This is a genomic window from Pseudomonas sp. LBUM1673, from assembly GCF_059695645.1.
Genome location: NZ_CP166780.1, coordinates 3,622,699 through 3,636,068, shown reverse-complemented (window position 1 = coordinate 3,636,068; position 13,370 = coordinate 3,622,699). Strand labels below are relative to the sequence as shown.

Annotated in this window: 12 protein-coding genes; 3 read left to right on the top strand and 9 right to left on the bottom strand. The window is 58.7% G+C overall.

The window, feature by feature from the left end; translation table 11 throughout:
- Positions 1-151: 151 nt before the first annotated feature.
- Positions 152-1,717 (top strand): carbohydrate porin, encoded by a 1,566-nt coding sequence (locus tag ACA044_RS16680; protein ID WP_497442398.1) that lies wholly within the window; start codon positions 152-154, stop codon positions 1,715-1,717.
- Positions 1,718-2,042: 325 nt separating this feature from the next.
- On the top strand, positions 2,043-2,264 hold the full coding sequence (locus tag ACA044_RS16675; RefSeq protein ID WP_497442397.1) for a hypothetical protein: 222 nt from the start codon (positions 2,043-2,045) through the stop codon (positions 2,262-2,264).
- A 73-nt stretch (positions 2,265-2,337) separates the two neighbouring features.
- On the opposite strand, the gene ACA044_RS16670 is transcribed toward ACA044_RS16675, so the two are convergent.
- From ACA044_RS16670 to ACA044_RS16660, 3 genes are all read right to left on the bottom strand, one after another.
- On the bottom strand, positions 2,338-3,453 hold the full coding sequence (locus ACA044_RS16670; protein ID WP_497442396.1) for a Gfo/Idh/MocA family protein: 1,116 nt from the start codon (positions 3,451-3,453) through the stop codon (positions 2,338-2,340).
- Positions 3,454-3,800: 347 nt separating this feature from the next.
- A complete protein-coding gene (locus ACA044_RS16665; protein WP_030130434.1) occupies positions 3,801-4,568 on the bottom strand; it encodes an SDR family oxidoreductase in 768 nt (255 codons plus the stop codon).
- Positions 4,569-4,606: 38 nt separating this feature from the next.
- Positions 4,607-5,674 (bottom strand): phosphotransferase family protein, encoded by a 1,068-nt coding sequence (locus tag ACA044_RS16660; RefSeq protein ID WP_497442395.1) that lies wholly within the window; start codon positions 5,672-5,674, stop codon positions 4,607-4,609.
- 189 nt (positions 5,675-5,863) lie between these two features.
- Between ACA044_RS16660 and ACA044_RS16655 the strand changes: the two genes are divergently transcribed.
- Positions 5,864-6,259 (top strand): DUF4280 domain-containing protein, encoded by a 396-nt coding sequence (locus ACA044_RS16655; protein WP_497442394.1) that lies wholly within the window; start codon positions 5,864-5,866, stop codon positions 6,257-6,259.
- 66 nt (positions 6,260-6,325) lie between these two features.
- On the opposite strand, the gene ACA044_RS16650 is transcribed toward ACA044_RS16655, so the two are convergent.
- The 6 genes from ACA044_RS16650 to tssH all read right to left on the bottom strand — a co-directional run bounded on the left by ACA044_RS16650 (position 6,326) and on the right by tssH (position 13,369).
- Positions 6,326-6,868, bottom strand: a complete 543-nt coding sequence (locus tag ACA044_RS16650; protein ID WP_497442393.1) for a toxin-antitoxin system YwqK family antitoxin — start codon at positions 6,866-6,868, stop codon at positions 6,326-6,328.
- Positions 6,869-6,880: 12 nt separating this feature from the next.
- Positions 6,881-8,890: a type VI secretion system tip protein TssI/VgrG gene (gene tssI, locus ACA044_RS16645; RefSeq protein ID WP_497442392.1), complete on the bottom strand. Its 2,010-nt coding sequence runs from the start codon at positions 8,888-8,890 to the stop codon at positions 6,881-6,883.
- 33 nt (positions 8,891-8,923) lie between these two features.
- Entirely contained in the window at positions 8,924-9,505 is a 582-nt protein-coding gene (locus ACA044_RS16640; protein ID WP_497442391.1) for a hypothetical protein, read from the bottom strand.
- 18 nt (positions 9,506-9,523) lie between these two features.
- A complete protein-coding gene (locus ACA044_RS16635) occupies positions 9,524-10,231 on the bottom strand; it encodes a YopT-type cysteine protease domain-containing protein (RefSeq protein WP_497442390.1) in 708 nt (235 codons plus the stop codon).
- A 165-nt stretch (positions 10,232-10,396) separates the two neighbouring features.
- Positions 10,397-10,759: a hypothetical protein gene (locus tag ACA044_RS16630; RefSeq protein WP_497442389.1), complete on the bottom strand. Its 363-nt coding sequence runs from the start codon at positions 10,757-10,759 to the stop codon at positions 10,397-10,399.
- A gap of 66 nt (positions 10,760-10,825) precedes the next feature.
- A complete protein-coding gene (tssH, locus tag ACA044_RS16625; RefSeq protein ID WP_497442388.1) occupies positions 10,826-13,369 on the bottom strand; it encodes a type VI secretion system ATPase TssH in 2,544 nt (847 codons plus the stop codon).
- Position 13,370: the final 1 nt, after the last annotated feature.

The window sequence follows — 13,370 nt, the reverse complement described above, 5'->3', positions numbered from 1 at the left end:
TGTTTTTATAAAAGTTAACGTTAACATCGTCAAATGTAGCAGCGTATTTGCCGTTAGGCATCCTTTTTTTCGTCGATTTGCACAATTCACAACTCACGGAAAAAAGGTCGCTCGCAAGGACAAAACAATAAAAACAAAACAGGAAATCCCCATGCAGAAAGCATCAAGCTGGCTACTCGCAGGTGTGCTCGGCACCTCGGCGGCGACCTCTCAGGCCGCGACTCTGGAAGAACGCATGGCTGCATTTGAAGCCCGTGCCAGCGCCGCGGAAAAGCGTGCGGCCGCAGCCGAACAGCAAACCCAGGCGCTCGCCAGGGAATTGCAGCAGATCAAACTCGCCACTCCCACCTTACAGCCCGCGGCGTCTACTGCGGCAGCAATTCCGGCGCCTGGTTTGGATACCCGACTGGCAAAACTTGAAGCCCGTCAGCAAAGCATGGAGAAAGAGAGCAGTACCGGACACCTCACTGACGGCTTCAGTTTCAAAGGCTACGCCCGCTCCGGATTGCTGATCAACGATGGGCTGGGTGGCGGTCGTGGTGGCCCTTATACAACCCCGGCCGGTTCAGTCGGTGGTGCGGTAGGGCGACTGGGTAACGAAGATGACACCTATATGCGCATCGACCTCTCGAAAGAAGCCTATGCGCAAAACGGCACCCATTCCAAATTCACGGTGTCCATCGCCGATGGCGTGGAAAGTTCCAATGACTGGACGGCCGAAGAAAGCAACCTGAACGTGCGTCAGGTCTTTACCGAACTCGACCATCTCGCTGCATTCAAGGGCAATTCAGTGTTCGAGAACGCCACCCTGTGGGCAGGCAAGCGATTCGACAGGGATAATTTCGATATCCACTGGTTGGACTCGGACATCGTCTTCCTGGCGGGTACGGGGGGTGGCATCTACGATGTGCAGATGAACAAGGATTGGCGCTCGAACTACTCCTTGATCGGGCGTAACTATGGGGATTTCAGTGAGGGCAGTATCAATGCCGATGTGGAAAGCTACATCCTGACCTCCAACCAGTACTTCGATAACGGTCAGTGGCAGTGGATGTTCAATGGCATTGGCTCGAAGAAAAACGACGTAGGCACTCGCACCAATGAAGCGGGTCTGACGCCTGCGGATTCCGGCTTGCACAGCATGCTGGCCAATCATCAGAAAAACTTTTTCGGCAGGGAAGGCTTCTTCAAAACGGCGCTGCTCTATGGGCAAGGTCTGGGGGCAGAGGTCAAGAACATCGGTTCGGATGGCGAATTGATCGACGACGCCCGCGCTCTGCGTCTGGCGCTTTACGGCGAAACGCCCATTGCACCGGGCTGGCGCATCGGCCCCAGCTTGCTGGCTGAACAAAGCAAGGATCGATACGTCAAGGGTGACGATTACCGCTGGATGACCCTGAACGTGCGGTTGGCCAATGAAATCAACAGCAATTTCGAGATGGCTTACGAAATGAGCTGGCAGACCATGGACCTCGACCCCAAGGGCTACATGCAACGTAATGCGGTCGACGGTAATTTCTGGAAATTCACGGTTGCCCCGACATTCAAACCTGACTTTGGAGACCTTCTCACACGTCCCGAATTGCGCGTGTTCGCCAGCGTCATGAACTGGTCTTCGGACCTGGACCGATACAGTTCCACAGACAACTTCGGCAAGTCGGACTTCAACGCCGGCGGTGTATGGCAGTACGGCATCCAGATGGAAACCTGGTTCTAATCTCTGCGTCATCTGAAGATCCGGGCAGTTCTGTTACTGCCAGGGTCTACAAAATTTGAAGCACCGTCAGATATTCAGGTATTGAAGTTGATGATGCGCTGCAGATGACCGAACAGACGGAGGATAGAAAAACGAAGCGATGGTCTGGCTCAGACCGTCGCTATCCAACCCATGGCAGCCTCCAGTCTGCCCAGTGTTTTTCTGGCATTGGCGGGTGGCTGGACTATAAGGAATGCGAGGTATTTCTTTTCTGTGACGGGGCCGCGGGTGCGCGGTGTGGTTTTCGTGTCGCGGAAAATGTCGATTACTTACCGCGGGTCAGCCTATGAACAGTCTTCGCAAACGTGCTTTTTCGCCACTGTCGCTCGCACTCTGCGCGGCGATCCTGGGTGGTTGTGCCAGTCCGCCGCCTCCACCACCTGCTGCGCCGCCACCGCCACCGGTTCGTACCTGTCAGACCTCCGAAAACACCGATGTGCAAGGTGATATGAGGGTTGAAGGGCAAGTGACCCGGACCACCACCTTGACCCGTTGCGTCACTCAGTAAGCCTGCTCCGGTGTAATAGCGTGTGCCGCCAGTGGCCTTCTGCGCGACTGGCGGGTATGGCCTGAGTGGCGGTTCAGACTTCCTCGATCCTGACCCACCGCGACTCGCGTGCCGCCAAACGAATCGCTGTCGCCAGGCGTTCGACTTCCCATGCCTGCTCGAAGTCCGTCCCGTCCTGGCCGAGGCCAGCCAGCGCCATCACCAGCTCATGCACTTCAAGGGTCTTGAGTTCGTTGTAACCCAACTGGTGCCCCGGTGCCGGGCTGAAAGCGGCATAACCCGGCAAGTCCGGCCCCGCCAGCAGCCGTTGGAAACCGCCTTGGCCGGCGCGATACATCCGTAGTTCATTCAAGCGCTCCTGATCGAACGCCAGGGTGCCGCGGGTGCCGCTGATTTCAAAACTCAGGTGATTCTTGTAACCGTGCTTGAGCCAACTGCTGCTGAACGTCCCTCGGGCACCGTTGGCGAACCGCAGCAAAGCGTGGACCTGATCGTCGACCGCCACCTCGCGTCGTTCCTGACCGCCTAACGTAACGGGGCGTTGCGCGTGCACGGTCTGGGTGTCCGCGCATACAGCCTGGACATCGCCCAATAGATGACGGGCCATGGCCAGCAAGTGACTGCCCAAGTCCGCCAAGGCGCCGCCGGCGTAATCGGCGTCGCAGCGCCAGGACCAGGGTGAGACGGGATCGGCCATGAAGTCTTCGCTGAATTCGCCCTGGAAACTGATGATTTGCCCCAATGCTCCGTTTTGAATCAAATCGCGAGCCAGGCGGATGATCGGGTTGTGCTGGTAGTTGTAACCGACCCGCGTCACCACGCCCGCGGCTTTGGCGGCAAGGCGCATGGCGCTGGCCTGTTCGAGATTCACGGCCAGTGGTTTTTCGCAGTACACCGGTTTACCGGCGGCGAGGGCGGCCATGGCCATGGGGTAGTGCAGATGATTGGGGGTGGTGATGGCGATCAGGTTGACCTTGGGGTCATTGATCAGCTGTTGCCAGTCGCTGTGAGCGGCATCGAAGCCCCAAGCGTCGGCGCAGTGGCGGGCGCGCTGCGGATCGGCGTCGGCGAGGGCCGCGAGTTTGAGCTTCAGTGGCAATTCAAAAACGGCGCTGACGTTGCGAAAGGCCAAGGCGTGGGCGCGGCCCATGAAACCTGTGCCGATGAGTCCGATACCGAGTTCGCGCATAGCCGGGTTCCTTTGTATTTTTATTTTCAGGAGGGCTATTTATGGAATAAATATTCCCGATATGCAAATACTGGAATAAATATTTTGAATTGGATCCGATACTTTCTGTGGAAACGTACACGTGGGAAACAAAAAAGGCAGCCCGTTGGCTAATGCCTGTCAGTTAAACGCAATCCATGTGGGAACGGGCTTGCTCGCGAAGGCGTCGGGTCAGCCAACATCAATGTTGAATGACACACCGCGTTCGCGAGCAAGTCGGATCGCCGCACCGCCGCTCCCACAGGTTTTGTTCCTTAACTGACTGGCGTTAGCCTTTTGGCTGCCTTTGGTTCATTCGCAGAATCGAATCAGGACAGGAACCCGCCATCCACATTCAATGAAACCCCGGTCGTGTAGCTCGACGCATCACTCGCCAGATACAACACCGCACCGGCCATTTCACTCGGGTCCGCCACGCGCTTGAGTGGAATCTGCTGCAGCGCGGTTTTCAGAATGGCGTCGTTCTTCACCAGTGCCGACGCAAACTTGGTGTCGGTCAACCCCGGCAGCAAAGCGTTGCAACGGATGCCGAACTGCGCGCATTCCTTGGCGAAGACTTTGGTCATGTTGATCACGGCGGCTTTGGTCACCGAGTAGATGCCCTGGAAGATTCCCGGCGAGATGCCGTTGATCGAGGCGACGTTGATGATGCTGCCGCCGCCGTGCTCGCGCATCAGCTTGCCGGCTTCCACCGACATGAAGAAATAGCCGCGAATGTTCACGTCGACGGTTTTCTGGAAGGCGCTGAGGTCGGTGTCCAGTACGTTGCAGAACTGCGGGTTGGTCGCCGCGTTGTTGACCAGAATATCCAGGCGCCCGAACTGTTCGCGGATTCCGGCGAAGACTTGGGTGATCTGCTCCATTTCACCAATGTGGCAGGCGATGGCGGTGGCCTTGCCGCCGGCGGCGATGATTGCGTCGGCCACGTGCTGGCAACCGTCGAGCTTGCGGCTCGAAACGATCACGTGGGCACCTTGCTGCGCCAGCAGTTTGGCGATGGCTTCACCGATGCCGCGGCTGGCGCCGGAGACGAAAGCGATCTTGCCGTCGAGGTCGAACAACTGAGTCTTGGACATGATTTTTCCTTGTTTTTGGGCCCGATCAGCGGCCGTGATCAGAGGCTGGATTTCGAGATGACTTGCAGGCTCATCTGCTCCAGCAGTTTGTTCATGTGAATGAACTGCGCGAAGCGTTTGTCCTGGGTCTGACCATGGAAGAAGCGGTAGTAGATCTGCTGCACGATGCCGGCCAGACGGAACAGGCCGTAGGTGTAGTAGAAGTCGAAGTTGTCGATCTGAATGCCGGCGCGTTCGGCGTAGTAATCGACGAACTCACGGCGGGTCAGCATGCCGGGGGCGTGGCTTGGCTGGCGGCGCATCAATTGCACCGGCGCCGGGTCGTCGGCTTCGATCCAGTAGGCGAGGGTGTTGCCCAGGTCCATCAGCGGGTCGCCGAGGGTGGTCAGCTCCCAATCCAGCACGCCGATGATCTGCATCGGGTTCTCGGGGTCGAGGATCACATTGTCGAAGCGGTAATCGTTATGGACGATGCTCGACGTCGGATGATCGGTCGGCATCTTGTCGTTGAGCCAGGCCTTCACCGCTTCCCACTTCGGCGCATCCGGGGTCAGGGCCTTTTCGTAGCGCTCGCTCCAGCCTTTGATTTGCCGCGCTACATAACCTTCGGGTTTACCGAGGTCGCCCAGGCCATAGGCCTTGTAGTCGACCTGGTGCAGTTCCACGAACTTGTCGATGAAGCTTTTGCACAGGGTTTCGGTCTTCGCTGAATCAAGGCCCAGTTCCGGCGGCAGCTCGGAGCGCAGGATAATGCCCTTGACCCGTTCCATCACATAGAACTCGGCGCCAATCACCGATTCGTCAGTGCAGTGCACGTAGGCTTTGGGGCAATAGGGAAAACCGTCCCGCAGCTGATTGAGGATACGAAATTCGCGGCCCATGTCATGGGCGGACTTGGCCTTGTGGCCGAACGGTGGCCGCCGCAGGACGAATTCCTGTTCGGGGTATTCCAGCAGGTAGGTCAGGTTCGACGCACCGCCCGGAAACTGGCTGATTTTCGGTAAGCCGCTCAGGCCCGGAATGTGCGCCTTGAGGTACGGATCGATCAGGCTGGCATCGAGTTCTTCGCCGGAGCGGATACGGGTGGACTGGTCAGTAAGCGCCATGCTTATCCCTTCTGCTTATTTTGGAGGCCAGACATCATTGGCTAATCTAATGGTGCGCCGGGGTGGCCACAAGCGCAGTACGGTCTTATAGGTTAGCGTGTTGCCGGATAATCAGCGTTCTTGATGTGCACGAACAGGCTCGGCGGACTATGGTTCAGGGGAGCACCGCTTCCAGGAAGGAGATTCGACATGGGCTGTCCGCAAGTTTGCGCCACCGCGACCCTGCAATGCAGTTTCGGTGCGGCGCCCGCGGTACTCAACGTGCTGCCGGTGAATCGAACGATGACCGGGGGCATGCCGGCGGCGAACATCATGGACCACATTCCGCTGGTGAACGTCATGCCGTTCGGCATGTGCATGAGCATGGCCAACCCGATGGTCGCAGCCGCCACCGCCGCAGCGCTTGGCGTGCTCACACCGATGCCCTGCATCCCGGCCACCGCTACGCCGTGGATACCCGGCGGTGCGCCGACCCTGCTGCTGGGCGGCATGCCAGCCATCGACGCCAACAGCACCCTGATGTGCAATTGGGCCGGAGTCATCAAAATCGTGATGCCGGGGCAGATGCAAATGCTCATTCCCTGACTCACACGATCAAATTGTGGGAGCGGGCTTGCTCGCGAAGGCGGTGGATCATTCACCGCAATAGGCTCAGACCTCAGCAGGATCCATCCACCGCCTGAACCACCAGCGAACCCTCGAGATCGGCTTGCCGTCGGCATCCAGCGGTCGCCCGTCGGCGGCGAAGCTCTGTTCAGGTTCCAGCAATTGACCGTTGAGATAACGGGCCTCGACGGCGGCTTTGCCGTTGGGATGAAAACGCTGATAACGCCCGTCGCGCACGCCATCGCGGTAGAACTCGGCCTCAGCCAGTTGCCCGTCGGGAAAGTAATTGAACGCCTCGCCATGCAGCAGCCCTCGGCGGTAAGTCGCCTTGCGCTGCAGCCAACCTTCGGGGGCATGGAAACTGGCGATCCCCTGCAACTTGTCACGGACAAACGGTAGCTGCGCCGAGAGCTTGCCATTGGGATGGTAGAGCCGGGTGGTGCCTTGCAGCTCGCCCTGGCTGTACTGCAAATCGGCCTGCGCGCGCCCGTCATCCTTGATGTGCAACGCACCGTCGAGCTGGCCATCGAGCAAGCGTCCCTTGAGCTGTTTATCGTTTTGCTGCAAGTCCAGCGGTGTGATGGCCATGGGCTCTCCTTGTCAGTTGACCTGCACCAGACCGCCCTTGATGGTCAGCATGCCGCCGCCATCCACGGTCTGCGAAGCGGCACCCTTGTTGGTCAGGCTGATCCCGGCATCGTTGGTCATTGTCGTGCCGGCCTTGTTCTCCAGTGAGGTGCCGGCCTGATTGCTCAGGGACGTACCGGCCTTCTGGCTGATCGAGGTGCTGGCCTGGGCTGCCAGATCCGCACCACTCTTGATCGTGAAACTGCCGCCACTTTGCAGGGTGAGGGTGCCGGTTACCTTGATGGTCAGGTTGCCGTCCACCGTCAGGCTGTAATCACCGGTGACCTTGTGCGTGTAATTGCCTCCGGTGCTGTGGGTCTGGTCAGCGCCCACGGTCACCGTGCGACTGTCCTTCACATCGAGATTGTCGCTGCCTGTCTGAATCGTCACGCTGCGTTTGCCTTTCTCCAGGGTCACGGTCTCGTCGCCTTCTTTCACCGTGCGCGTGCGGGCGTTCTGCACAGTCAGGGTTTCGTCATGGCCGACAGTGGCGGTGGTGTCGTTGAGCACGTTGATCTTCAGATCCTTCTGCGCCTGCAGAAACACCTCCTCGGCGTCCTTCTTGTCCTCGAAGCGCAACTCGTTGAAACCACCGCCACCCTTGGACGATTGGGTCTTGATGCCGGACTGGGTCTGATTCGCCGGCAGCGCATAGGGCAGGGCGTTGTCACCGTTGTAGACGCAACCGGTCACCAGCGGCCGATCGGGGTCGCCGTCGATGAAGGTCACGATGACTTCCTGGCCGATGCGCGGCACGAATTGCATACCAAAACCCTTGCCGCTCCAGGGCAATACCACCCGGACCCAGCAGGAACTGGCTTCGTCGTTCTTGCCGTCGCGATCCCATGGGAACTGCAACTTGATCCGGCCGTATTCGTCGGTCCAGATTTCTTCACCGGACTTGCCGACGACGATGGCTGTCTGGGTGTGCATTCGCGGCTTCGGCGTGGTTCGTTGCGGGCGGAACAGCGTGGCCTTGGGGATCGCTTCGAAACGGTTGCGATAACTGTCATGGCTGGCTTCATGCGTCACCGCCGTTACCACCCAATCGATATTCAACGTCGAATCATCGTGCCCGGCGAGGGTGAACCAGTGCCCCGGCACCAGCCAGCGGCAATCGCTCTCACCCACGAAACGCTTCTCCTGACTGCGCAAACCGTCCACCCGTTGCTTGGTCAACGCATCGCCCCGGGCCTTGGCGTTATAGCCGCCCGGATGTTCATACATCGAACGCGGCCCAGCCACAGCTTCGGCCTGGCCGTACAGCGACGTAGTGGGGGTGGTGAACTCGTAATCCGTCGCCCGATAGACACCGGCCACCGCCTGCACGCAGACCTGCCCGGAGCGAATACCGTGCAGTTCACGTTCGCCCAACTGCTGGCCGAGATAGCTCACCTTGGGTCCATTGGGGATCTGCACAAACGCATCGTTACTGTCACCCAACACCAGCGTGTGCTTACCGCTTTCATGAGTGAAAAACCAGAAAATCCCTTCCTCTTCCAACAGCCGCGAGACGAAGGCGAAATCGGTTTCGCTGTACTGCACGCAGTACTCGCGCGGGGTGTAACTACCGCTCAACGAAAGCTTGAAATCGCTGAAGCCGTGGGCCTTGAAAATCGTGGTGACGATGTCCGAAGTGCTGAGGTTCTGGAACACGCGGTTGTTGCTGGCCAGGGTCAGCCACCAGAGCCATGGTCTTAAAACAAGTTGATAACGTTCGGCGGTGGCGTCGGCCGGGAGCTGGCGGATTTCGGCGACCAATGCATCCATCGGGCGGGTCAGGGCGTCGTTGTGCAGGGTGGTGGTGAGGTGGGTGGCTACGGCGGTGGTCAGGGTCAGTGAGGCTCCGTCGTTGAGACCATTGAGGGTTTGGGAGCCGAGGGTATTCAGGGCCTCATCGCCGGACAGCGACTCAGGGTAAAGCGCCGACAGCGAGGCGGCGGTGAGGGAAAGGCTAGTGTTGCTGTCGGTGGTGCGGGGCATTGAACGGCCTCAGGTGGTGGATAAGGGGACGGCTTACCACTTGAACGTGCCGCCTTTTTCATGGATTGCAGCCTGGTTGTCACTGACCCACGCATCCATCTGGCTGTCTTGTCCATAGTCGTAGCTGTACATCAAAACCGAGTTTTCGATATAGGGAGCGAGTTGCGGTCCGCAAAGTTGACAGGGGCTTAGTTCGATATATATGCGGGTGACGAAGTTGCTGTAATCACCGTCCGGAAGTGCGACGCTATTGATCGCTTGAACCAACGCACTGATTTCCGCATGTCCGCGCAGGGTCGTGACGACTTTCTTGGTCGTGGTGGTGTAGTTTCCGAGCAGGTCCAGCTTCAGCGCACTGTCGCCGAATTTGTACATCAGTACGCCCCGTGCGGCATCGAAATGTTCGACCAGGGCGAAACAGGTTCCATGAGACGCTCCCGACCCGGCCACGGCACGGCGATTTGAAGAGGATTCATGGCAAATACTGGCCAAGTCGGGAATGGTCCCGCCATTCGTGGCCTGGTTGGCCGCCAACCAAGTAGCGTACAAGGGGTTTGCCCCTGTCATTGCCACATTGCCGCCTGAGTAACGGCCGACCTTATGTACTTCCGTCATGCCGCCAATCTCCGCGTGTCATCTGAATTGCACGACCCACCAGTGCTGGTTCAGATCAGGATAGTTTTGGATGATGTGATTCAAGAGCCAGGGTAAAAAATCATCTTGTCCGTTACTGCGAAACTCACCAAAGTTCGGGTCGAAAAAACTGATATGACCGCGATTAGTGAGTTCATAGGCAAGGGCATGACCATCATCTGGGCCCGTTAAGGCGATGATTCCGATGATGGGCGGAGCACTGAGTCTGAACGCTGCGTCTGTCAACTGAGAGACCCACTGGGGCGTAGTCCGGTTGTTGGAAAAACCTACCTTGTCATCCAGAAGTACCATCGCATTGCTTCTTGCCCATTGACTCATCTTTTCCAGGCGGTTGGCGTAGGCACGCATATTGTTAATCTGGCCATGAACATTGGCGACTGTTGATATGGCCTCACCGTCAGCGTCCTTGTATTTATAGCCCGTATTAAGCAGAGGGTTGACGTGTCCGGGATTATTCCCAAGGTCCTCAATGACGCTATTCTGCGTGACATTCATCCAGTCCGCGATTTCAAGCTTTTGATCTTCACTAAGAACGGACTGGTTGAACTCCAGCGCTTTATCCTTTGCTTTGCGTCGAGCACACCACTTCATCGAGAGGGCCAGACAGGCGCCCTCACCAAAGTCAGCCAGTGCTGCGCTATTGGCTATGGTATTTGCCTGATCATAGTGAAACAGTTGCCAGACCATACGGAAGCTCCACTTTTAAAGGTTGAGAGCGTGGCAAGCGTTCACTCCACCACCCACGCCGCCAACTTCCCCGTCACCTGCCAAAAAAGGGGACAGATTTATTTTCTGCACGCCTGGGTCACCCACGGCGCTTGGTCAATAAACCTGTCTCCTGTCCTGTTTCAATCAACCCATTTGCCCAAGCACATTAATCAGCGTCAGACTCGCTTGAGCCGCCTGGAATAACCGAAAGTCCGGCTTATCCAAATGAGCCCTTACGTCATTGAATGCATCATTGAACGGTGCCGTCTGTTGAGGCCCCTTCAGCACAACCTGAACGCCATTGGCGTAAGTAAGGCCGGTGACGTTATCCCAGCCAAAAGGGTTTGCACCTCCGTTTTGGGTGATCCAGGCCTGGAGGTTGTTAAAGTAGTCAGTAAAGGCCGGCACCATGGGGCCCTGATTTTGCAGGGTTGAATTCGCCCATACCTGCAGGTCATTGCGGCTGTTATTGATCTGCGCAGCCAGTTGTGCGGTTGTAAATGCCATATAAACACTCCTTGTTTTCACTGCATTGGTTTGCATTGCCCTAAGAGCGGGGCGGGCATCCTGTTTTCACTCCAACACCCACTCCGCCAGTTTCCCAGTCACCTGGGTCATCAATACGTTCTCTACATCCCTTGCGCCCGCCGCGCTGCACTTGGCCAACACCGCCTGCACAATCCCGGCATCAAATTCAAACTGTTTCCCGGTCGCGGCCTTGTAGCGCCCGCGCAATTTCTCCAGTTTTGCCAGCACAATCCCTTCCAGCGTCGCCTCATCCAGCGGCCGATACGCCACCACCGTCATGCGTGCCAGAAACGCTGGCCGAAACGCTTTCAGCAGCACTTTGTGCAACGCTTCGTTGAAGGCATCGGTGCCCAGTTGCGCGACTGGTGTATCGAGCAGCAACTCAGCCCCTACGTTACTGGTGGCGAGCATCACGGTGTTTTTGAAATCCACCACCAGGCCGGTGCCGTCTTCCATCACGCCTTTGTCGAAGACGTTGTAAAAGGCTTCGAGCACATCCGGGTGGGCCTTTTCTATTTCGTCCAGCAACACCACCGAATAGGGTTTGCGTCGCACCGCTTCGGTGAGTACACCGCCGCTGCCGTAGCCGACGTAGCCGGGCGGGGCGCCTTTGAGTTGGCTGACGGTGTGGGCTTCCTGGTATTCGGAGAGGTTGATGCTGATCAGGTTGCGTTCACCGCCGTATAGAGCGTCCGCCAATGCATAAGCGGTTTCGGTTTTACCGACGCCGGTGGGGCCGACCAGCAGAAACACCCCTACCGGTTTTTGTGGGTCGGTGAGACCGGCGCGGTAGGCTTGCAGGCGCTGGGCGATGGTGTTCAGCGCGGTGCTTTGGCCCATGACTCGCTGGCCCATGCGCTGGCCGAGGGTGCGTACGGCGTGGGCTTCGTCGGCGAGCATCTTGCCCACCGGGATGCCGGTCCAACCGGCGATCACAGCGGCTACGGTTTTTGCGTCGACTTGCTCCGGCACCAGCGGATCGTCTTGGCGAATGGCGTCCAGACCGGCCTCGAGCCGTACCAGTTCGGCGGCCAGATGATCGATGCGGCTGTCGGTGGCCTCGTCCGGTTTGTCGTTGTCGGCGCGTTCGCTCAAGGTCAGTAACTCGCGGCGGGTTTCCAGCAGTTCGCGTACGGCGATCCGTTCTTCGTTCCAGCGGATTTCCAGGTCGCGAATGGCCTGCACGTTACCAACGGATTCGGTTTCCAACAGGGTGATGCGTTCCCGGTGATCGAGGCCGGTGGCTTGTTCACGACGCAGGCGTTCGACTTCGTCTTTGAGGCTCTGTTGACGATGACGCAGACTTTCCAGCGGCGGCGGCACGTCGTGCTGGCCGAGGGCGACCCTGGCGCAGGCGGTGTCGAGCACACTAATGGCTTTGTCCGGCAACTGGCGTCCGGAGATGTAGCGGTGGGACAGTTTCACCGCTTCGTGAATCGCCGCGTCCAGCACCTGCACGCCGTGGTGCTGTTCGAGTTTGGCAGCGACCCCGCGAAGCATTTCCACTGCGGTAATTTCGTCCGGCTCCTCGACTTGTACCAGTTGAAAACGCCGGGCGAGGGCCGGGTCTTTCTCGAAGTATTTTTTGTACTCAAGCCAGGTGGTGGCCGCGAGTGTTCGCAGTTCCCCTCGAGCCAGCGCCGGTTTGAGCAGATTGGCCGCGTCGCTGCCGCCTTCCGCGCCGCCGGCGCCAATCAGGGTGTGGGCTTCGTCGATGAACAAAATGATCGGTTTGTCGGCACTGCGCACCGCGTCGATCACGCCTTTTAGCCGTTGCTCGAACTCGCCCTTGACCCCGGCGCCGGCCTGCAACAGGCCGAGGTCGAGTACCCGCAGGCTGACTTCCTGCAACGACGGCGGTACATCGCCGGCTGCAATGCGCAAGGCCAGGCCTTCGACCACCGCCGTCTTGCCCACTCCCGGTGCGCCGACCAAAATCGGGTTGTTCTGTCGACGCCTGAGCAGGATGTCGATGCACTGACGAATCTCGCCGTCGCGGCCGACGATGGGATCGATGCGCCCGGCATGGGCGTCGGCGGTCAGGTCCTGGGTGAACTGATCGAGGACTGAATCCTGTTTTGGCTGCGGATTGCTGGCACTGACAGCCCGCGTGCCGCCGACGTGTTCGCGCGAGCTTTCGGTCCACTCCAGCAGGTTGCTGCGCAAGGCTTCCCGCGGAATTTTCAACAGCGACGAGGCGCTATTGAGCAACAGACTGCGGCGTTCATCGCGGTCGAGCAGGGCCAGTAGCAGCAAGCCGGAACGGATGCTCTCGAGGCCAAGCACGCTGGCCTGAACCACCGCGTCTTCGAGCAGGCCGATGGTTTGCGCCGAGAGCGCCGGGGTGCGGGTGCTGCCGGATTTGAACAGTTCCAGGGCCTTGTTGATTTCCGCCGTCAGGGCATCGCGCTCCAGGCCGAAACGCGGCAGCAGCCAGGCGAAGTCGCCGCCCTCGATGTCCAGCAGCTCAAGCAGCAGGTGCTCGATTTCGACGTAATGATGACCCCGTTGCAGACAACGTTGCGCGGCCCGTTCGAGGGCGCGGCGGTTGTCCGGGTTGAGGCGTCCGATCAGGCTGGCCAGTTCCATG

Excerpts from the sequence above, each read along its gene's own strand:
- ACA044_RS16630 (WP_497442389.1), bottom strand. The coding sequence starts at position 10,759 with ATGGCATTTACAACCGCACAACTGGCTGCGCAGATCAATAACAGCCGC.
- tssI (WP_497442392.1), bottom strand. The coding sequence starts at position 8,890 with ATGCCCCGCACCACCGACAGCAACACTAGCCTTTCCCTCACCGCCGCC.
- ACA044_RS16640 (WP_497442391.1), bottom strand. The coding sequence starts at position 9,505 with ATGACGGAAGTACATAAGGTCGGCCGTTACTCAGGCGGCAATGTGGCA.
- ACA044_RS16635 (WP_497442390.1), bottom strand. The coding sequence starts at position 10,231 with ATGGTCTGGCAACTGTTTCACTATGATCAGGCAAATACCATAGCCAAT.
- ACA044_RS16665 (WP_030130434.1), bottom strand. The coding sequence starts at position 4,568 with ATGTCCAAGACTCAGTTGTTCGACCTCGACGGCAAGATCGCTTTCGTC.
- ACA044_RS16660 (WP_497442395.1), bottom strand. The coding sequence starts at position 5,674 with ATGGCGCTTACTGACCAGTCCACCCGTATCCGCTCCGGCGAAGAACTC.
- ACA044_RS16650 (WP_497442393.1), bottom strand. The coding sequence starts at position 6,868 with ATGGCCATCACACCGCTGGACTTGCAGCAAAACGATAAACAGCTCAAG.
- ACA044_RS16680 (WP_497442398.1), top strand. The coding sequence starts at position 152 with ATGCAGAAAGCATCAAGCTGGCTACTCGCAGGTGTGCTCGGCACCTCG.
- ACA044_RS16670 (WP_497442396.1), bottom strand. The coding sequence starts at position 3,453 with ATGCGCGAACTCGGTATCGGACTCATCGGCACAGGTTTCATGGGCCGC.
- ACA044_RS16655 (WP_497442394.1), top strand. The coding sequence starts at position 5,864 with ATGGGCTGTCCGCAAGTTTGCGCCACCGCGACCCTGCAATGCAGTTTC.
- tssH (WP_497442388.1), bottom strand. The coding sequence starts at position 13,369 with ATGGAACTGGCCAGCCTGATCGGACGCCTCAACCCGGACAACCGCCGC.
- ACA044_RS16675 (WP_497442397.1), top strand. The coding sequence starts at position 2,043 with ATGAACAGTCTTCGCAAACGTGCTTTTTCGCCACTGTCGCTCGCACTC.